The sequence below is a fragment of the Arthrobacter sp. TJ-238 genome (assembly GCF_058269215.1).
Window position 1 is genome coordinate 96180 of sequence record NZ_JBZCNH010000007.1, and the last position, 19152, is coordinate 115331.

The following is a 19152-nucleotide window of genomic DNA, read 5'->3' on the forward strand; positions in this document are numbered from 1 at the left end:
GCGTACGGAAATCGACGCCGGGCACAACCCCTCAGCTGCGCTGCGCCCGGTCCAGGATGCTGCGGGCGTGCCGGAGGATCGGCTCGTCCACCATGCGCCCCTGGTACGTGAAGACGCCGCGCTCGTGCTCGGCGGCCGCGAGCAGGGCACGGGCGTGCTCCACCTCGTCCGCCCCGGGGGCGAACGCGGCACGGATCGCAGCCACCTGACCCGGGTGGATGGACGCCTTGGCCGCGAAACCGGAAGCGGCGGCGTCGTCGGCCTCCACGGCAAGGCCCGCCAGGTCGGCGATGTCCACGTAGACGGCGTCGATGGCCGCGCGGCCCGCTGCGCCGGCTGCGAGGAGCACCTGCGAGCGCGCGTGGAGGGCCACCGCGCGGTAGGCGCCGGTCGGTGTCCTGCTCGAGGTCCCGCCGAGGGACGCCACGAGGTCCTCGGCCCCCCACATGAGGGCGGTGACGCCGTCGGCCCGAGCGATGTCCACGGCGTTGACGACGCCGCGGGCGGTCTCGCACAGCGCGATGACGTCCACGTCGCCGAGGGTGGCCCGTACGGCGGTGACGTCGTCGGGTGTCTCCGTCTTGGCGAGCATGACCGTGCGGTAGGCAGTGCGGCGGACGGCGTCGCAGTCGAGGGCGAAGTCCGCGGTCCCGACGGCGTTGAGGCGCACCACAGTGGTGTCCGGGGAGAGGGCCGACGCGGCGAGCGCGGCGCGGGCCGAGGGTTTCGCGGCCGGCGCGACGGCGTCCTCGAGATCGAGGATGACGGTGTCGGCGCGGTCCGCCGCCTTCGCATAGCGCTCCGGCCGGTCCGCCGGGCAGAAGAGCAGGGCCGGGCCCAGCACGATGCCGCTCATGCCTGCCCCTGCTGAGCCGCCTGCTGAGCCGTCTGCTGACCCGCCTGCTGACCCGTCGAGGACCACATGAGGACGCTGCGGCTCGCCGTCGCCACGACCTCGCCGTGCTGGTTCCTCCCGGTGTGGGCCATGGCCACGATGCCCTGCCCCGGACGGGACGACGACGGCCTGACGGCGGTGATCTCCGTCTCGGTGTACAGGGTGTCACCGTGGAAGAGCGGCTTCGGGAACGCGACGTCGGTGAGGCCGAGCTGCGCCACGATGGTGCCCTGCGTGAGCTGCGAGACGGACTGGCCCACGAGCGTGGCGAGGGTCAGCATCGAGTTCACGAGGCGCTGCCCGAACGGCTGCCCGGCCGACCACGCCGCGTCGAGGTGCAGGGCCTGGGTGTTCATGGTCAGCGTGGTGAACAGGACGTTGTCCGCCTCCGTGAGAGTGCGGCCCGGCCGGTGCGCGTAGACGGCGCCGACGGTGAGCTCGTCGAGGTAGAGCCCGCGCTGCTCGATCACGGAGCGCTCCCCCGAGGGACCGCTCACGCCGCGGCTTCCGGGAGATCGATCCGCAGGTGTGCACCGGTGGCGGCGACGACGTCGTCGGCACTCACGCCCGGGGCGGTCTCGCGCAGGACGAGGCCGTCGGGTTCGACGTCGATCACCGCGAGGTCCGTGATGATCCGGTCGACGCAGCCCTTGCCCGTCAGCGGCAGCGAACAGGCCTCGACGATCTTGGGCCGGCCGGCGCGGTCCACGTGCTCCATCATGACGATGACGCGCTTGGCCCCGAACACGAGGTCCATGGCGCCGCCCATCCCCTTGACCATCCTGCCGGGCACCATCCAGTTCGCGAGGTCGCCGTTGCGCGCGACCTCCATCGCCCCGAGCACGGCGACGTCGACGTGGCCGCCCCGGATCATGCCGAACGAGGACGCCGAGTCGAAGAACGCAGCCCCGGCGTTCGCCGTGACGGTCTCCTTCCCGGCGTTGATGAGATCGGGGTCCACGGCGTCCTCCGCCGGGTACGGGCCCACGCCGAGGATCCCGTTCTCCGAGTGCAGCACCACCTCGACGCCGTCGGGGATGTAGTTGGGGATGAGCGTGGGCATGCCTATACCGAGATTGACGTACTGGCCGTTCTCGAGCTCCTGGGCGACGCGGGCCGCCAGTTCGTTGCGGGTGAGTGCCATGCTCATGCTCCTTCGGACGCGGCGGGTGCAGCCAGCGAGACGGTGCGCTTCTCGACGCGCTTCTCCGCGTCCGGGGCGACGACGACGCGCTGCACGAAGATGCCGGGTGTGTGGATCTGCCCGGGGTCGAGTTCGCCGGGCTCGACGAGCTCCTCGACCTCGGCGATGGTGATCCTCCCGGCCTGGGCGCACAGGGGGTTGAAGTTCATCGCGGTCGCGTGGAACACGAGGTTGCCGTGCCGGTCGCCCTTCCAGGCGTGCACCAGCGCGAAGTCCGGGCGGAGCGATTCCTCCAGGACGTAGTCGACGCCGTCGAAGGACCGCACCTCCTTCGCCTTCGAGGCGACGGTGACGTTCCCCTCGGTGTCGTAGCGCTGCGGCAGGCCGCCCTCGCTCACCTGGGTGCCGACGCCCGCCGTCGTGTAGAACGCGGGGATGCCCGCCCCGCCCGCGCGGAGCTTCTCGGCCAGCGTGCCCTGCGGCGTGAGCTCCACCTCGAGCTCACCGGACAGGTACTGGCGCGCGAACTCCTTGTTCTCGCCCACGTAGGAGCTGACGGTGCGGCGGATGCGGTGGTCGGACAGCAGGATGCCGAGGCCCCAGTCGTCCACGCCGCAGTTGTTGCTCACCGTCTCCAACTCCGCCGTGCCCTGCTCGTGCAGGGCCTCGATGAGCGACACCGGGATGCCGCACAGGCCGAAACCGCCGACGGCGAGCGACGCTCCGTCGGGGATGTCCGCCACGGCCTCCGCCGCGCTGCTGACCACTTTGTTGATCACTGCTTCTCCTTCGTGTCGCCGCTGGCGTCGGCCGGGTGGACCTAGAGGCCGAGTTCCCGCGCGATCAGCATGAGCTGGACCTCCGTGGTCCCCTCGCCGATCTCGAGGATCTTCGAGTCACGGTAGTGCCTGGACACCACGAACTCGTTGATGAAACCGTAGCCGCCGAAGATCTGCGTGGCATCGCGTGCGTTGTCCATGGCGGCCTCGCCTGCCACCAGCTTCGCGATGGAGGCCTGCGTCTTGAACGGCTTGCCGGCGAGCATGCGGGCCGCGGCGTCGTAGTAGGCCAGGCGCGCGGTGTGGGCGCGGACCTGCATGCGGGCGATCTTGAACTGGATGGACTGGTAGGCGCCGATGGTGCTGCCGAACGCCATGCGCTCGCCGGCATACCTGATGGACTGCTCCACGCAGCCCTGCGCCGCACCGGTGGCGAGCGCGGCGATGGCGATGCGGCCCTCGTCGAGGATCTGCAGGAAGTTGGCGTAGCCGCGGCCTTGCGTGCCGAGCAGGTTCGCCTCGGGGACGCGGACGTCGCGCAGGGTCAGCGGGTGCGTGTCGGAGGCGTTCCAGCCCACCTTGTTGTAGGCCTTCTCGGCCGTGAAGCCGGGGGTGTTCGAGGGCACGAGGATCGTGGAGATCTCCTTCTTCACCGTGCCGTCCGGCCGTCCGGAGGTCCCGGTGACGGCGGTGACGGTCACGAGTGAGGTGATGTCGGTGCCCGAGTTCGTGATGAACTCCTTGGTCCCGTTGATCACCCATTCGCGTCCGTCGGCGCCCTCCTCGAGGATCGCCGTCGTCCTCGTGCCGGACGCGTCCGATCCCGCCTCGGACTCGGTGAGGCCGAATCCGCCGAGGGCCTGGCCGGCGGCGAGGGAGGGCAGCCACTGCTGCTTCTGCTCCTCGGTGCCGAACCGGTAGATGGGCATGGCCCCGAGGGACACCCCGGCCTCGAGGGTGATGGCCACCGACTGGTCCACGCGGGCCAGCTGCTCGAGCGCCAGGCAGAGCGCGAAGTAGTCACCGCCCATGCCTCCGTACTGCTCGGGGAACGGCAGGCCGAACAGTCCCATGTCCCCCATCTGCTTGACCACCTCGTAGGGGAAGCTGTGCTCGGCGTCGTGCTTGGCGGAAACCGGGGCCACGACCTCGTCGGCGAACTCGTGGACGGTGTCGACGAGGTCCTGGTACTCCTCGCTCAGTTCGAAATTCATGCTGCGTTCCCTTCCGTGGGGATAGGTACCTGGCCGCCCTCGGGGGCGGCCTCGATGGTGGCGAGGATCTGCTGGGCCCGGACGAGGTCGCCGGGCTTCAGGGACAGGCGGACGACGCCGGACAGGGCGGCGGTGAGCTGGTGTTCCATCTTCATGGCCTCGACGGCGACGAGGACGTCCCCCGCCTCGACCGTGGCGCCGTCCTCGACGGACACGGACACCACGGTGCCCGGCATGGGGCTGCGTACCAGCGGGTCGGCGGCTCCCTCCTCGCGCGTGATGCGGGACAGGGCGGCGTCGAGCAGTTCGCGGCGGCCCGGTCGGCGGACGCGGGCCGACCAGCCGGCGTCACCCAGCCAGACGGTGTCCCCGTCGACGGCGTACTGCCGGCGGGTGCGCAGGCCGTCGACGGTCGCTCCCCCGCTGTCGACGGCGACCATGACGGCCGTACCCCCGACCTCGGCCTCCCAGCCGCGTCCGGTCCGGAGGAGCCGGACGGTGGCGGACCTGCCCTGGGCCTCGAGCGTCACGGCGCGCGGCCGGGGCGTCCCGAGCCGGAAGCCGTCCCCCCGGTGCCAGGGCGAGCCTCCCGGGACGACCGGCTCGGCCTCGAGGAGCAGGACGGCGGCGAGCGCGAGGTCCTCGGCGCCCACGTGGCGGAAGGCCAGCTCCGGGAGTCTGCGCTCGATCAGGGTCGTGTCGAGCCGCGCGGCCCGCACGTCGTCGTCGTTCACGAGCAGGCGGAGGTACTCGATGTTAGTGTCCACGCCGAGTACCACCGTGGCGGCGAGGGCCGCGTCGAGGCGGTCGAGCGCCTCGCGCCGGTCCGCACCCCACGCGATGACCTTCGCGAGCATCGGGTCGTACGACGACGAGACGGTGCCGCGGGGCAGGAGGGAGCTGTCCACGCGGATGCCCTCGCCCGTGGGTTCGGCGAGCGCCAGGACGGTCCCGGTGGACGGCAGGAATCCGGCCTCGGGGTTCTCGGCGTACACGCGGGCCTCGACGGCGTGGCCGGTGAGGACGACGTCGTCCTGCGTGAACGGCAGCTGATCCCCGGCGGCGACGCGGATCTGCCACTCCACGAGGTCGATGCCGGTGACGAGTTCCGTGACGGGGTGCTCGACCTGCAGGCGCGTGTTCATCTCCATGAAGAAGAACTCGTCCGGTGCGGTGTCGGAGACGAGGAACTCGACGGTGCCGGCGCCGGTGTAGTCGACGCTGCGGGCCGCGGCACACGCGGCCTCACCGATCCTGCGGCGTGTCGCCGCGCCGAGAAGCGCGGACGGCGCCTCCTCGATGACCTTCTGGTGCCGGCGCTGCAGGGAGCACTCGCGCTCGCCGAGGTGGATCACGGTGCCGTGGCCGTCGGCGAGGACCTGCACCTCGATGTGGCGCGGCCGTGGAACGAGGCGTTCGAGGAACAGGGTGTCGTCGCCGAACGCGCGGGCCGCGACGCGGCGCGCCGTGGTCAGCGCCTCGGGGAGTTCCTCGGCGCGGTGGACGGCGTGCATGCCCTTGCCGCCGCCCCCGGCGGAGGGCTTGATCAGCAGCGGGAATCCGACGTCGCCGGACGCGCGCAGCAGGTCGGCGTCGGAGAGACCTGGTTCGGCGATGCCGGGCACCACGGGGACGCCGGAGCGGGTTACGTGGTTCTTCGACCGGATCTTGTCGCCCATGACGTCCAGGGCATGGACGGACGGGCCGATGAACACGATCCCCGCGTCCTGCAGGGCGTCGGCGAAGGCGGCGTTCTCGCTGAGGAACCCGTAGCCGGGATGCACGGCGCCGGCGCCCGTGCGGCGGCAGGCCTCGAGGACGGCGGGGATGGACAGGTAGCTCTCCGACGGCGCCGCCGCGCCGATGCGGACCGCGACGTCGGCCTCGAGGACGTGCCGCGCTCCTACGTCGGCGTCGCTGTACACGGCGACGGAGCGCAGCCCCAGGGCGCGCACGGAGCGGATCACGCGGCTCGCGATCTCGCCGCGGTTGGCGACGAGGACGGTGTCGAACGGCCAGTCGGCGCTGGAGGTCGGGCTGGAGGTCGGGCTGGAGGTCGGGCTGGAGGTCGGGCTGGAGGTCATGGGGTCACATCCGGAAGAGGCCGAAGGAGGTATCGGGCAGGGGCGCGTTGGCGCAGACCTCGAGCGCGAGGCCGAGCACGGTGCGGGTGTCGGCGGGGTCGATCACGCCGTCGTCCCACAGGCGCGCCGTGGAGTAGTAGGGGTTGCCCTGCGCCTCGTACTGGTCGCGGATCGGGGCGCGGAACGCCTCCTCGTCCTCGAGCGGCCACTCCTGCCCGCGCGCTTCGAGCTGGTCGCGCTTGACGGTGGCGAGGACCGACGACGCCTGGTTGCCGCCCATGACCGAGATGCGGGCGGCGGGCCACATCCACAGGAAGCGGGGCGAGAAGGCGCGCCCGCACATGGAGTAGTTGCCGGCGCCGAAGGAGCCGCCGACGACGACGGTCAGCTTGGGCACGCGGGCCGTGGCGACGGCGGTGACCATCTTGGCCCCGTTCTTCGCGATGCCCCCGGCCTCGTAGTCCTTGCCGACCATGAACCCCGAGAGATTCTGCAGGAAGACCAGTGGGACGCCGCGCTGGTCGCAGAGCTCGATGAAGTGGGCTCCCTTGAGCGCGGATTCGCTGAACAGCACGCCGTTGTTGGCCACGATCCCCACGCGGTGCCCGTGGATGCTCGCGAAGCCGGTGACGAGCGTGGTGCCGTACTCGCGCTTGAACTCGTGGAACTGCGAGCCGTCGACGAGGCGGGCGATGATCTCGCGGGCGTCGTAGGAGGCGTTCACGTCCGTCGGCACGGCGCCGTAGAGCTCGTCCTGGGCCACCACGGGCTCGACGACGGGCACCACCGGCGTCTGCACGGCCGCCACCGCGGGCGGCAGGGTGGCGATGATGTCGCGGACGATCTCGAGGGCGTGCTGGTCGTTCTCCGCGAGGTGGTCCGTGACACCGGAGACGCGGGAGTGGACGTCGCCGCCTCCGAGCTCCTCCGCCGTGACCACCTCGCCGATGGCTGCCTTCACGAGGGGCGGTCCGCCGAGGAAGATGGTGCCCTGGTTGCGGACGATCACGGTCTCGTCGCTCATGGCCGGCACATACGCGCCGCCCGCGGTGCAGCTGCCGAGCACGGCGGCGATCTGCGGGATCTTGGCCGCCGACATGGTGGCCTGGTTGTAGAAGATGCGGCCGAAGTGGTTGCGGTCGGGGAAGACGTCGTCCTGCCGGGGCAGGAACGCCCCGCCGGAGTCCACGAGGTACACGCACGGCAGGCGGTTCTCGAGGGCGATCTCCTGCGCCCGGAGGTGCTTCTTCACCGTCATCGGATAGTACGTGCCGCCCTTGACGGTCGCGTCGTTGGAGATCACGAGGACGTGGCGGCCGTGCACGAGACCGATCCCCGCGATCACGCCCGCGCCCGGGCACTCGTCGTCGTACATGCCGTTCGCCGCCAGCGGGGCGATCTCGAGGAACGGGCTGCCGTCGTCGAGCAGCTGGTCGATGCGCTCGCGGGGCAGGAGCTTGCCGCGGGCGACGTGCCGCTCGCGGGAGCGCTCGGGACCGCCGAGCGCGGCCGTGGCGAGGCGTCGGCGGAGGTCGCCGACGAGCTCCGCCTGGGCCTCGGCGTTCGCCGAGAACACGGGTGAGAGCGGATCGACCTTCGATGCCAGGGTCTCCATCGACTACTTCCTCGCGCACAGTTCAGTTAGCAGACGCTAACTGGATTCAGGTTAGTGGTCATTAACCCGGTTGTCCATGACAATGAGGGGACGAATTTCCCGGCCGACGACAAGGACCCCCATGGACGCACCGCCCACCGAGGAGCGCGTGACCGGCCGGAGCATCGCGAAGGCCAGCCGGCGGGCCGCACTGCTGGACGCCGCGGCCCAGCTGTTCGCAGACCGCGGGTACAACGGCGTCTCCATCGAGGACCTCGGTGCGGCGGCAGGGGTCAGCGGCCCTGCGGTGTACCGGCACTTCCCGGGCAAGCCCTCGGTCCTCGCGGCCCTGCTCACGGGGGTCAGCGAGGACCTGCTCGAGGGCGGGCGCGCCGTGGCCGAGGGAGCGTCCTCGCCGGAGGATGCGCTGCGCGGGCTGATCCGCTTCCAGGTGGAGTTCGCGCTGAGCAACGCGAACGTCATCCGCGTCCAGGACCGCGATCTCGGCTCCCTCCCGCACGACGACGAACGCACCGTCCGGTCCCTGCAGCGCGGCTACGTCCAGGTATGGGTGGACGAACTGGCACGCCACGTGCCCGGGACGGAGCGGTCGCTGCTGCGGCGCAAGGTCCACGCCGTGTTCGGGCTCATCAACTCGACACCGCACACCACGCGCAGCAGCACCTCGCCCCGGGAGCTCGCGGCGCTCCGGGACCTGCTGCAGGACATGGCCTGGGCGGCCCTCACGGTATGAGACCTCCGGGACGTGCCGGGGCGGCTAGTACGCTGATCCCACGAGAAGTTCCGGCCGCGCAGCCCGCCCGGCCCCTCCACCGACTGAAAGTGCCGCTGTGATCACGCTACGTCCCGTTGAAGCACCCGACCTCGACGCGTTCTTCTCGCACCAGCTCGACCCCGGGGCCAACCACATGGCCGCGTTCGGCGCGAAGAACCCCTCCGACCGCGGCGTGTTCGACCACCACTGGCAGGACATCCTCAACGACGGCAGGATCACGGTGCGCACCATCCTCTCCGACGGCGAGGTGGTGGGCAGCATCCTCGCCTACCACGACGCCGACACCCCGGAGATCAGCTACTGGATCGACCGCTCCCGGTGGGGCCAGGGCATCACGACCGCCGCCGTCGGGCAGTTCCTCACCGAGGTCACCGACCGGCCCATCCGGGCGCGCGCCGTCGCCGACAACGTGAGCTCCATCCGGATCCTCGAGCGCTGGGGGTTCCAGCAGGTCGGCGAGACGCAGGGCTTCGCGCCGTCCCGCGGGGCCGTGGTGAAGGAACTCATCCTCGAACTGGCCTAGCGCCCCCGGCCCCACCGACGACACCGACAGCACCGACTACCCGAGCGACCTTCAGGAGGACACAGCATGGAAACCCCCGCCCCGCTCGGTCACCGCGAGACGCGCGACGGCGTCGAGCACCTCGTCTTCACCCGCTCGCTCGCCGCGCCGCCCGCCGACGTCTGGGCCGCCTGCACCGACCCGACGCGCATGCAGCGCTGGATCGGCACGTGGAGCGGTGATCCGTCCTCCGGCGAGGTGCGGTTCCGCATGACGGCCGAGGGCGACGACGTCCCCGAGGAGGTCTACCTCGTGGAGGACTGTGAGCCGCCCCGCCGCTTCGCGGTCCGCAGCCGCGACGGCGCCACCTTCTCCCCCGACGGATCCGGCCCGCGCGTGGCCTGGCAGCACACCCTCGAGCTCGACGGGTCCGCCGGCGGCGGGACGACCCTGGTCTTCACGCAGGTGGTCCCCGCCGGGCCGGTGGGAGCAGCCATGGTGGCCGACGTCGGCCCCGGGTGGGACTACTACCTCGATCGCCTCGAAGCCGCCGTCAGTGGTGCCGACCCCGAATCGATCGTGTGGGAGCCCTACCTCGAGCGCACGGAAGGCTACCGCGCCCTCTTCGGGTGAGACCCCCGTCCGCTACACCATGGCCAGGACCATCGCAGGATTGCGGAGGATGGTGCCCACGTCCGAGAGGAAGCGCGACCCCTGCTCGCCGTCGACCAGCCGGTGGTCGAAGGAGAGGCTGAGCGTCAGGACGGAACGCAGGGCGACAGCCCCCTGGTGCTCCCACGGCATGCTGCGGATGGCCCCGACGGCGAGGATGGCGGCCTCCCCCGGATTGAGGATGGGCGTGCCGGCGTCGATCCCGAAGACCCCGATGTTGGTGATCGACAGGGTCCCCCCGGTCAGGTCCGCCGGCGTGGTCCTCCCGGCACGCGCGGTCTCCGCCAGCGAGCCGAGGGCCCGGGCGAGGTCCACCAGGGCCAGTGACTGCGCGGCCTTGATGTTGGGGACCAGCAGTCCGCGCGGCGTCGCGGCCGCGATCCCGAGGTTCACGTCCGCGTACTGGACGATCTCCTGCGCCTGTTCGTCCCAGGACGAGTTGAGGGTCGGGTTCCGGGCGACGGCGATGCACACGGCCTTCGCGACGACCGCGAGCGGTGTGATCCGGGTGCCCTCGAACGCGCGGGTCTGCTTCAGCTCGGCCAGCAGGTCCATGGTCGGCGTGACGTCGATGGTGAGGAATTCCGTCACGTGCGGCGCCGTGAAGGCACTCGCCACCATGGCCGCCGCGGTGTGCTTGCGTACGCCCTTGATCGGGGTCCGCGTCTGGCCGGCCGGGACCGTGCTCCGCGGGCTCGCGGGCACGACCGGATCCGTCGCCACGGGGTGTCCCGCGGTGCCCGCGAGGGCGGCGAGGACGTCGGCCCGGGTGATGAGCGAGCCCGGGCCGGTACCGGTGAGGCCGTCGAGCGGGATGCCGAGGTCGCGGGCGAGCTTCCGGACCGGAGGCGTGGACCGCGGCCGCTCGGCAGGGACGGGACCCGGAGGAGCTGCCACCGTGGACAGGACGGCCGGCAGGACGCGGTTCCGGCGCTGCGGACGCCCGCCCTTCTCCACCGCGGCCCCGTAGCCCACGAGGTTCGGTTCGCGCTTCGCGGGCTGCTCCTCGCGGACTGCGGGACGGGAGGACACCTCGGCCTCCCCCGTGACCTCCCCCGTGGCCTCGGACGGGACGGCGAAGGAGACGATCGGCGCTCCGACGTCGACCGTGGTGCCGGCGGGCTCGTGCAGCCGCACGACGACGCCGGCGTAGGGCGAGGGCAGCTCCACGACGGCCTTGGCGGTCTCGACGTCGGCGATGATCTGGTTCAGTTCGACGGTGTCGCCCTCGGCGATGTGCCACTGGACGATCTCCGACTCCGTGAGGCCCTCCCCGAGGTCGGGCAGGCGGAACTCGCGGACGATGCTCGACGACGTCGTCGTCACTGTACTGCTCCTTCGGTGGTGGACGCGCTGTCGGGTCCGCTCAGGGAGTTCGGCCGGCGCATTACGCGGTCCACGCCGTCGAGGATCCGGTCGAGGTCCGGCAGGTGGTGGAACTCGAGCTTGGAGTACGGGTACGGGATGTCGAAGCCCGTGACGCGCACCGGGGCGTGCTCGAGGTAGTCGAAGCACCGCTCCGTGATGCTCGCGGCGATCTCGGCACCGAGGCCCCCGGACTGTGCGGCCTCGTGCGTGACGACGAGCCGGCCGGTCTTCCGGACCGACGCCTCGACGGTCGCGAAGTCGATCGGTGCGAGGGACCGGAGGTCGATCAGTTCGATCGAGAGGCCGTCGTCGGACGCGGCGGTCGCGGCGTCGCGGGCCGTGGGAACGAGCGGGCCGTACGTCACGAGCGTGACGTCGGTGCCCTCGGTGACCACGCGGGCGGCGCCCATGTCCGACGACGCCGGGTCGGTCGCCTCGTCCACCTCGCCCTTGACGTGGTAGCGGCGCTTGGGCTCGAAGTACAGGACGGGGTCGTCGCACCGGATGGCCTGCTGGATCATCGTGTAGGCGTCCTGCGGGTTCGAGACGCTGATGACCCGCAGGCCGGAGGTGTGCGTGAAGTAGGCCTCCGGCGATTCCGAGTGGTGCTCCGGCGAGCCGATGCCGCCGCCGAAGGGGACCCGGATGGTGAGGGGCATCCTCACGGCACCCTGGGTCCGGTAGTGCAGCTTGGCGACCTGGCACACGATCTGGTCGAAGGCCGGGTAGATGAAGCCGTCGAACTGGATCTCCACCACGGGACGGTACCCGCGGTAGGCCATGCCGACGGCGGTGCCCATGATGGCGGCCTCGGCCAGTGGGGTGTCGAGGACGCGGTGTGCACCGAAGTCCTTCTGCAGGCCGTCGGTGATGCGGAAGACGCCACCGAGCTTGCCGATGTCCTCCCCCATGAGGACCACCTTGGGGTCCTCGTCCATGGCGCGGCGGAGGCCGGCGTTGATCGCGCGGCCGAAGGTCATCGTGGACATCAGCGGGGTCCTTCCTGGGAGGCCTGGGCGAAGGAGGCCAGGTACCGCTCGTAGTGGTCCTGCTGGCGGTCCAGCCAGGAGTTCGGCTCGCTGTACACGTGCCGGAAGACGTCGGACGGGGCCGGCTCCGGCATCGACAGGCAGCCCTCGCGCAGCTCGGCGGCGACGGCGTCGGCCTTCGCCTTCACGGAGTCGGTGTAGTCGGCGTCGAGCAGGCCGAGCGAGTCCAGCAGGGTCGCGAGCCGCGCCAGCGGGTCACGGGCCGCCCAGTCCTCGAGTTCGTTCGCGTCCCGGTAGCGCGTGGGGTCGTCCGCCGTCGTGTGGGGTCCCATGCGGTAGGTGACCGCCTCGATGAAGGTGGGTCCGCCGCCCGAACGTGCCCGGGCGAGAGCCTCGCGCGTCACGGCGAGGCAGGCCAGGACGTCGTTGCCGTCGACGCGCACGGACGGGATGCCGAAACCGGGGGCACGGCGTGCGATCGGCACGTGCGCCTGCAGCCCCACCGGTTCGGAGATGGCCCAGTGGTTGTTCTGGCAGAAGAACACCACCGGCGCCTGGTAGCTCGCCGCGAAGACCATGGCCTCGTTCACGTCGCCCTGGCTGGTGGCGCCGTCGCCGAAGTAGGTGACGGCGACGGCGTCGGCGCCGTCGTTGAGGATGCCCATCGCATAGCCCGTGGCGTGCAGGGTCTGCGCGCCGATGATGACCTGCGGCGTCGCCATGTTGATGGTGTACGGGTCCCAGCCCGACGAGGCGTTGCCGCGCCACACCCGGAGGAGGTCGGCGAGGTCCACCCCGCGGCAGTAGGCCACGGCGTTCTCGCGGTAACTGGAGAACACGAAGTCGTCGGAGCGCAGGGCCCGGCCGGACCCGATCTGCGCTGCCTCCTGGCCGAGGAGCGGGGGCCAGAGCGCGAGCTCCCCCTGGCGCTGCAGCGCGGTGGCCTCGGCATCGATGCGCCGCACCACCACCATGTCCTCGTAGAGCTTCTGCAGGGCGGGGCCGTCGACGTCGGCCACGAGGTCGTCGTAGTGTCCGTGAGGGTGGCGGACGCCGTGGGGATCGACGAGCTGCACGAGCTCGTCGGCGCCGGGACGGGAGGGGCCGGGGTGCACCGTGCCGCTCGCCCGGTCCGGGGAGGAGCCATCCTGGGTCATTGCACGCAACCTTCGTACTCGCAGGCAACCCTCCATCGATCGATCGATCGGTCGGTCTGGAGGGCTCCGGGCGCCTTTACCCGGAGTGAGTGTGACCCTACTCACAGAGGGCAGGAGGCACAACCGTCAACTCGTTCATTGAGCAGAGTGCACTATTGCGGTGTCATCCGCCGTGTTAGCGTTGCGCACTATGCAACCCCTCGACCTCACCGACACCCGCCTGCTGCAGGCCATGGCCAAGGACCCGCGGCGCACCGTCGTCGCCCTCGCGCAGAAGCTGGGCCTGTCGCGGAACACGGTGCAGGCGAGGATGGCGCAGCTCGAGAAGAAGAGCGTCTTCCTCTCGTTCGAGCGGCGCATCAACACGGTGTCGCTGGGCTATCCATTGACCGCCTTCATCCACGTCCACGTGCAGCAGCAGAAACTGGCGGCGATCACCCGCAGCATCGCCGCCGTCCCCGAAGTGGTGGAGGCGTTCGGCGTGACGGGCCAGGCGGACATCCTCGTCCGGGTGGTCGCGGTCGACGCCGAGGACCTGTTCCGCATCAACGGCAAGATCCTTGCCTGCGAGGGCGTCGAGCGCTGCGACACCTCGCTCGCGATGGGCGAGCTCATCCCGTTCCGGGTGGAACCGCTGCTCGCCCGCGGGCCGCGCACGCCGGCCTGACCCACCGCGCCGCCCGGCCCCACGACCGCCCTACACTCGTCGCATGGACAGACGGGCGCGGGGATCCTATGCCAAGGGCGTCGAGCGGAGGCGCGAGCTGCTCACGGTCGCCGCGGAGGTCTTCGCCGCGGAAGGCTTCGAGGGCACCACCCTGAAGCTCGTGGCCGAGCGTGCCGGCATCCGGGAGGCGACGCTCTTCCACTACTTCAGCGGCAAGCAGGACCTCCTCACGGCGGTCCTCGCCGACCGCGACGAACAGCACGCCGCCGAGCACGGCAGGACGGCCGCGTCGCTCGCCGACCTGCCGCGCGTGGCGGAGCGGAACGCGCAGCACCCCGGGCTGACCGCGCTCTTCGCGGTGGCCTCGGCGACGGCCACACGGCCGGGCCACGCTGCGCGCGACTACTTCCGGAACCGCTACGCGTGGGTGGTGGCGGTGACCGCCGAGGATATCGCGCGTGCACAGGAACGGGGCGAGGTCCGCTCCGACGTCGATCCGGAGGACGCCGCGCGCATCATCATCGGGGTCTTCGACGGCATCCAGCTGCAGTGGCTCTACGACCCGTCGGTCAGCATGCCGGCAACCCTGGCCGCGGTCCTCCGGCTCCTCGAGCCATGACCTCCTCGAGCCGCGACCCGCAGACGGACGAGGCCGCCCCACCGGCAGGTGGAGCGGCCTCGAGCGGTAGGGGAACCCGTCAGTGGTCGGTGGCCTTCTCGGCGCCGACACCGGTGAGCGAGCGGACCTCCATCTCGGCCTGCTTCATCGGATCCTCCTTCGTCCGGGACAGGATGGTGCCCAGCCAGCCGAGGAAGAACGCCAGCGGGATGGACACGATGCCCGGGTTGCTCAGCGGGAACAGGGAGAAATCGGCGCTCTGGATCATCGACTTCTCACCGCCGGAGACGACGGGCGAGAGCGCGATCAGCAGGATGGCCGAGCCGAGCCCGCCGTACATGCTCCAGATGGCGCCCTGGGTGTTGAAGCGCTTCCAGAACAGGGAGTAGAGGATGGTCGGCAGGTTGGCGCTGGCCGCCACCGCGAAGGCGAGCGCCACGAGGAACGCGACGTTCTGGCCCTGGGCGCCGATGCCGCCGAGGATCGAGAGCAGGCCGATCACGACGACGGTGCGCCGTGCGACCTTGACCTCGCCGTCGGGGTCCACCTTGCCGCGCCGGATGACGCTCGCGTAGATGTCGTGCGCGAACGAGGCCGCCGCCGTGATGGTGAGGCCCGCGACGACCGCGAGGATCGTGGCGAACGCGACGGCGGAGATGAGGCCGAGCAGGATCGACCCGCCGAGCTCGTAGGCCAGGAGCGGGGCCGCCGAGTTGACGCCGCCGGGAGCGGCCGCGATGCGCTCGGCGCCGATCAGGGCGCTCGCGCCGTAGCCGAGTACGAGGGTGAACAGGTAGAACGCGCCGATGAGCCAGATGGCCCAGACCACCGAGCGGCGCGCCTCCTTCGCCGTGGGCACGGTGTAGAAGCGCATGAGGACGTGCGGCAGGGCCGCGGTGCCAAGGACCAGGGCGAGCGCCAGGGACAGGAAGTCGAGGCGCGTGGTGGCGCTGAGGCCGTACTGCAGGCCCGGGCTCGTGATGGCGGCGTTGCCGGAGGTCTCGATGGCCGCGCCGAGCAGAGTGGACAGGTTGAAGTCGTGCAGGGCCAGGACCCAGACCGTCATGATGAACGCGCCCGCGATCAGGAGGCACGCCTTGATGATCTGCACCCAGGTGGTGCCCTTCATGCCGCCGATCAGCACGTACATGATCATGAGGACGCCGACCACCGTGATGACCACGGACTGGCCCACGCGGTCGTTGATCCCGAGGAGGAGCGAGACGAGCCCGCCTGCGCCGGCCATCTGCGCGAGCAGGTAGAAGAAGCAGACCGCGAGGGTGGTGATGGCCGCGGCGATGCGGACCGGCCGCTGCTTGAGGCGGAAGGACAGGACGTCGGCCATGGTGAACTTGCCGGTGTTGCGCAGCAGCTCGGCGACGAGGAGCAGGGCCACCAGCCAGGCGACGAGGAAGCCGATCGAGTACAGGAAGCCGTCGTAGCCGTTGATCGCGATGGCGCCCACGATGCCGAGGAACGATGCCGCGGACAGGTAGTCGCCGGCGATCGCGGTGCCGTTCTGCCCGCCCGTGAAGGAGCGCCCGGCCGCGTAGTAGTCGGCCGCGGTCTTGTTGTTGCGGCTGGCGCGCAGCACGATCACGAGGGTGATCGCGACGAACACGCCGAAGATGGCGATGTTCAGCAGCGGTGAACCGACCGTCGTCGCCTCTGCGGTCTGGAGCGGTACGCGGACGGCCGCGCTGGGAGCGATCACTTGGTTCCTCCTGCGGGGTCGATGAAGGCCTCGGGTGCCGCTTCCTCGAGCTCGTGCCGCAGCTCCGCGGCGATCGGGTCGAGGCGCCGGTTGGCGTAGCTGACGTACCACATGGTGATGGCGAAGGTGCTGACGAACTGCAGCAGCCCGAGGATGATGCCGATGTTGATGTTGCCGAAGACCGGCGTGGCCATGAACTCGTGCGCGTAGTCGGCCAGCAGCACGTAGGCGAAGTACCAGAGCAGGAAGAACACTGCCATGGGGAACACGAAACTGCGGTGGCGCTTGCGCAGTTCCTTGAACTGCTCGGTCTGCTGGACTTCGGTGAAGTCGACGGCAGCACCGGAGCCGGCGGCCGGCTCTACTGGGTGCGAACCCATGGTTCCTCCTTCTTCTCTTGGGAGTCACCCGGGCGCGTTACGGCAGGGACGGCCGCGCAGGAGGGCACGCCGGTGTGACTCCCATCACTGTGCGGCACCGCCGAGGAGGAGACCACCCGCGCCGCGCCGCGCATCGCCGAGCGCGCAGCAGGGTGCGCCGAACGGTCGCCGGGCACGACGAACGGCGCGGTCCCCGGGCGATACGCTGAAGCCATGTTCAGTGCCGCCGTCGACACCGCCCTGGTGTGCGCCGTGGCCGTCCTCACCCTCGCCGTCGTGGCGTCGCTCGGGTTCCGGCTGTCCCGCTCGTACCGTGACCTCGGGTCCGACGCCGACCGGGCCACGTACGCCACGCTCCACACGGCGGCCCTCGCCTCGGAGCACCTGCGGGAGGGTCTGACGCCGTCGGGCGCCTCCCGGGCGAGCCGGCACCTGCGCGGCCTGCTGCGCTGCGACGTGCTGATGATCAGCGACGCCGCCGGCGTGCTCGCCTGGGAGGGCGGGCGCGGCACCCCGCCGGACGTGATGCCGCTCGTGCGGCAGGTCCTCGAGAGCGGGCGCACGCAGATCGTCCGCCGGCAGCGCCTCGACGCGCTCGGCCCGGACCTCGGCGAACTCGTCCTCGCCCCCATCCGGGTGGACGGCCGCGTGGTGGGCACGGTCGGCGCGTTCGCGGGCGACGTCAACGCCGGCCTCGTCCGTGCCACCAATGAACTCGCCGGGTGGGTGTCCACGCAGGTGGAGCTGGCGGAACTGGACTCGTCGCGCCGCCTCCTGGCCGAGGCCGAGGTCCGGGCACTGCGCGCCCAGATCAGCCCGCACTTCATCTACAACTCGCTGAACGCGATCGCGTCCTTCATCAACACCGATCCGCAGCGGGCCAGGGAGCTGGTCGTCGAGTTCGCGGACTTCACCCGCTACTCGTTCCGCCGTCACGGCGACTTCACCACCGTGGCCGAGGAGCTGCGCAGCATCGACCGCTACCTCCTGCTCGAACGCGCACGGTTCGGCGACCGCCTCCGCGTCAGCCTCGAGATCGGTCCCGAGGTCCTCAGCACCGTCATCCCGTTCCTCAGCCTCCAGCCCCTCGTCGAGAACGCGGTGCGGCACGGGCTGGACTCGAAGGACGGCGTCGGGAACATCACGATCACCGCACACGACGTCGGGCCGTTCGCGGAGGTGACCATCGAGGACGACGGCGTCGGGATCGACCCGGACCACCTGCGCTCGGTCCTCGCGGGCCACACCGAGGACGTCCACGTGGGCCTGCGGAACGTCGACTCCCGCCTCCGCCAGGTGTACGGCGACGACCACGGGCTCATCATCGACACCGCGCCCGGCGCCGGCACGCTCATCACCCTGCGCGTGCCCAAGTCGCAGCCCGAGCACCAGGCGTAGGACGCGTAACCTGTAACCCATGGTCAATGTCATCATCGCCGACGATGAGCTCCCCGCAGTCGAGGAGCTGGCCTTCCTGCTCGGCAAGGACGCCCGGATCGGGACCATCCACCGGGCCTCCAGCGGGGCGGACGTGCTCCGGACCCTCGAGCGCCACAGCGTCGACGCCCTCTTCCTCGATATCCACATGCCGGCCCTCTCCGGGCTCGACATCGCCCGCGTGGTCTCCAGGTACAGCCGCCCGCTCGCCGTCGTCTTCGTCACCGCGGACGAGGACCGCGCCCTCGAGGCGTTCGACCTGCGCGCCGTCGACTACCTCCTGAAGCCCGTGCGGACCGCGCGGCTCGCGGAGTCCGTCCGCAGGGTCTGCGAGCTCGCCGAGGGCTCCGGCACGGCACCCGAGGTCATCACCGTGGACCAGGGCGGTGTGAGCCGGATGATCCGGCGTGACGACGTCCTGTACGTCCAGGCCCAGGGCGACTACGCGCGCCTGCACACCGCCGAGGCGAGCTACCTCATCCGCATCCCGCTGAACGACCTCGAGCGCCAGTGGACCGAGGCCGGGTTCCTGCGCACGCACCGCTCCTACCTCGTGTCCATGGACCAGGTGCGGCAGGTCCGGATCGGCGCGGGCCGCGCGAGCCTCTTCGTCGGTGATGCCGAACTGCCGGTCAGCCGGCGGCACCTCCCGGACGTCCGCGAGAAGCTCGAGGCCACGCGCCTCCGCCCGAGCCACTGACGGCCGGCGGACCGGATCCCGGGATGACGGAGGAACAGCCCGCAGTGCCGCGCCGGGTGCGTGTCACGGCGCCCAGGACGGCCGCCCGGGCCACCGGTGCGTCCTTCCCCGTGGCCCGCGAGATGGCCGAGCAGTCGGAGGTGGGGCAGCTGTTCGTCGCGTCCCTCATCAGGTCGCAGCTGCGCCTGGCGCTCGTGGTCGCGGCCGGTTTCCTCGTCATCCTCATCGGCATCCCGGTGCTGCTCGCACTGTTCCCCGCCATCGACGGCGTCACGGTCTTCACCGTACCGGTGCCGTGGCTGCTCCTCGGCCTCGGCATCTACCCCCTCGTCATCGGCTGCGCCGTCCTCTACGTACGCAGCGCCACCCGGAACGAGCGGCGCTTCCAGGACCTCGTCGACGATGACTGAGGGTATGACGTCTGTGCTCGACGACGACCTC

Annotated in this window: 20 protein-coding genes; 8 read left to right on the plus strand and 12 right to left on the minus strand. The window is 70.9% G+C overall.

Annotated elements, in window-relative coordinates; all coding sequences use genetic code 11:
* Nucleotides 1-31 precede the first annotated feature (31 nt).
* The 7 genes from AC4D2O_RS15530 to AC4D2O_RS15560 are packed head-to-tail and all read right to left on the minus strand — an operon-like array spanning nucleotide 32 to nucleotide 7731.
* The gene (locus tag AC4D2O_RS15530; RefSeq protein WP_490908246.1) at nucleotides 32-856 is read right to left on the minus strand and encodes an HpcH/HpaI aldolase/citrate lyase family protein; all 825 of its coding nucleotides are present in this window, start codon (nucleotides 854-856) and stop codon (nucleotides 32-34) included.
* Nucleotides 853-1392 carry a MaoC family dehydratase gene (locus tag AC4D2O_RS15535; protein ID WP_490908247.1) on the minus strand — a complete coding sequence of 180 codons (540 nt, stop codon included), beginning with the start codon at nucleotides 1390-1392 and terminating at the stop codon, nucleotides 853-855. Before AC4D2O_RS15535 ends, AC4D2O_RS15530 begins: the two co-directional genes overlap by 4 nt.
* Nucleotides 1389-2039, minus strand: a complete 651-nt coding sequence (locus AC4D2O_RS15540; protein WP_490908248.1) for a CoA transferase subunit B — start codon at nucleotides 2037-2039, stop codon at nucleotides 1389-1391. Before AC4D2O_RS15540 ends, AC4D2O_RS15535 begins: the two co-directional genes overlap by 4 nt.
* Nucleotides 2040-2041: 2 nt before the next feature.
* Nucleotides 2042-2818 carry a CoA transferase subunit A gene (locus AC4D2O_RS15545; RefSeq protein ID WP_490908249.1) on the minus strand — a complete coding sequence of 259 codons (777 nt, stop codon included), beginning with the start codon at nucleotides 2816-2818 and terminating at the stop codon, nucleotides 2042-2044.
* Nucleotides 2819-2859: 41 nt separating this feature from the next.
* A complete protein-coding gene (locus tag AC4D2O_RS15550) occupies nucleotides 2860-4032 on the minus strand; it encodes an acyl-CoA dehydrogenase family protein (RefSeq protein WP_490908250.1) in 1173 nt (390 codons plus the stop codon).
* On the minus strand, nucleotides 4029-6116 hold the full coding sequence (locus AC4D2O_RS15555) for an acetyl/propionyl/methylcrotonyl-CoA carboxylase subunit alpha (RefSeq protein WP_490908251.1): 2088 nt from the start codon (nucleotides 6114-6116) through the stop codon (nucleotides 4029-4031). The genes AC4D2O_RS15550 and AC4D2O_RS15555 overlap by 4 nt, the downstream gene beginning before the upstream one ends.
* Nucleotides 6117-6120: 4 nt before the next feature.
* Entirely contained in the window at nucleotides 6121-7731 is a 1611-nt protein-coding gene (locus AC4D2O_RS15560; protein WP_490908252.1) for a carboxyl transferase domain-containing protein, read from the minus strand.
* Between the two features lie 121 nt (nucleotides 7732-7852).
* On the opposite strand from AC4D2O_RS15560, the gene AC4D2O_RS15565 reads away from it, so the two are divergent.
* From AC4D2O_RS15565 to AC4D2O_RS15575, 3 genes are all read left to right on the plus strand, one after another.
* The gene (locus AC4D2O_RS15565; RefSeq protein ID WP_490908253.1) at nucleotides 7853-8464 is read left to right on the plus strand and encodes a TetR/AcrR family transcriptional regulator; all 612 of its coding nucleotides are present in this window, start codon (nucleotides 7853-7855) and stop codon (nucleotides 8462-8464) included.
* 97 nt (nucleotides 8465-8561) lie between these two features.
* A complete protein-coding gene (locus AC4D2O_RS15570; protein WP_490908254.1) occupies nucleotides 8562-9029 on the plus strand; it encodes a GNAT family N-acetyltransferase in 468 nt (155 codons plus the stop codon).
* Nucleotides 9030-9095: 66 nt separating this feature from the next.
* Nucleotides 9096-9641, plus strand: a complete 546-nt coding sequence (locus AC4D2O_RS15575; RefSeq protein ID WP_490908255.1) for an SRPBCC domain-containing protein — start codon at nucleotides 9096-9098, stop codon at nucleotides 9639-9641.
* Nucleotides 9642-9653: 12 nt separating this feature from the next.
* On the opposite strand, the gene AC4D2O_RS15580 is transcribed toward AC4D2O_RS15575, so the two are convergent.
* The 3 genes from AC4D2O_RS15580 to pdhA are packed head-to-tail and all read right to left on the minus strand — an operon-like array spanning nucleotide 9654 to nucleotide 13194.
* Complete coding sequence (locus AC4D2O_RS15580; protein ID WP_490908332.1) at nucleotides 9654-10985, minus strand: dihydrolipoamide acetyltransferase family protein; 1332 nt, start codon at nucleotides 10983-10985, stop codon at nucleotides 9654-9656.
* 17 nt (nucleotides 10986-11002) lie between these two features.
* Entirely contained in the window at nucleotides 11003-12037 is a 1035-nt protein-coding gene (locus AC4D2O_RS15585) for an alpha-ketoacid dehydrogenase subunit beta (protein ID WP_490908256.1), read from the minus strand.
* Complete coding sequence (gene pdhA / locus AC4D2O_RS15590; RefSeq protein WP_490908257.1) at nucleotides 12037-13194, minus strand: pyruvate dehydrogenase (acetyl-transferring) E1 component subunit alpha; 1158 nt, start codon at nucleotides 13192-13194, stop codon at nucleotides 12037-12039. The genes AC4D2O_RS15585 and pdhA overlap by 1 nt, the downstream gene beginning before the upstream one ends.
* 190 nt (nucleotides 13195-13384) lie before the next feature.
* Here pdhA and AC4D2O_RS15595 point away from each other — a divergent pair, with 190 nt between their 5' ends.
* Together AC4D2O_RS15595 and AC4D2O_RS15600 are read left to right on the plus strand one after the other, a co-directional pair.
* Nucleotides 13385-13861, plus strand: coding sequence for an Lrp/AsnC family transcriptional regulator (locus AC4D2O_RS15595; RefSeq protein WP_490908258.1), 477 nt, complete (start codon nucleotides 13385-13387; stop codon nucleotides 13859-13861).
* 43 nt (nucleotides 13862-13904) lie between these two features.
* Nucleotides 13905-14480, plus strand: a complete 576-nt coding sequence (locus AC4D2O_RS15600) for a TetR family transcriptional regulator (RefSeq protein ID WP_490908259.1) — start codon at nucleotides 13905-13907, stop codon at nucleotides 14478-14480.
* Nucleotides 14481-14559: 79 nt separating this feature from the next.
* On the opposite strand, the gene AC4D2O_RS15605 is transcribed toward AC4D2O_RS15600, so the two are convergent.
* Together AC4D2O_RS15605 and AC4D2O_RS15610 are read right to left on the minus strand one after the other, a co-directional pair.
* Nucleotides 14560-16125 (minus strand): solute symporter family protein, encoded by a 1566-nt coding sequence (locus tag AC4D2O_RS15605; protein WP_490908333.1) that lies wholly within the window; start codon nucleotides 16123-16125, stop codon nucleotides 14560-14562.
* A 65-nt stretch (nucleotides 16126-16190) separates the two neighbouring features.
* Nucleotides 16191-16574, minus strand: coding sequence for a DUF485 domain-containing protein (locus AC4D2O_RS15610; RefSeq protein ID WP_490908260.1), 384 nt, complete (start codon nucleotides 16572-16574; stop codon nucleotides 16191-16193).
* 213 nt (nucleotides 16575-16787) lie between these two features.
* On the opposite strand from AC4D2O_RS15610, the gene AC4D2O_RS15615 reads away from it, so the two are divergent.
* The 3 genes from AC4D2O_RS15615 to AC4D2O_RS15625 are packed head-to-tail and all read left to right on the plus strand — an operon-like array spanning nucleotide 16788 to nucleotide 19121.
* Nucleotides 16788-17972: a histidine kinase gene (locus AC4D2O_RS15615; protein ID WP_490908261.1), complete on the plus strand. Its 1185-nt coding sequence runs from the start codon at nucleotides 16788-16790 to the stop codon at nucleotides 17970-17972.
* 19 nt (nucleotides 17973-17991) lie between these two features.
* On the plus strand, nucleotides 17992-18711 hold the full coding sequence (locus AC4D2O_RS15620; protein WP_490908262.1) for a LytR/AlgR family response regulator transcription factor: 720 nt from the start codon (nucleotides 17992-17994) through the stop codon (nucleotides 18709-18711).
* A 23-nt stretch (nucleotides 18712-18734) separates the two neighbouring features.
* A complete protein-coding gene (locus AC4D2O_RS15625; RefSeq protein WP_490908263.1) occupies nucleotides 18735-19121 on the plus strand; it encodes a DUF485 domain-containing protein in 387 nt (128 codons plus the stop codon).
* The last annotated feature ends 31 nt before the right edge of the window (nucleotides 19122-19152 follow it).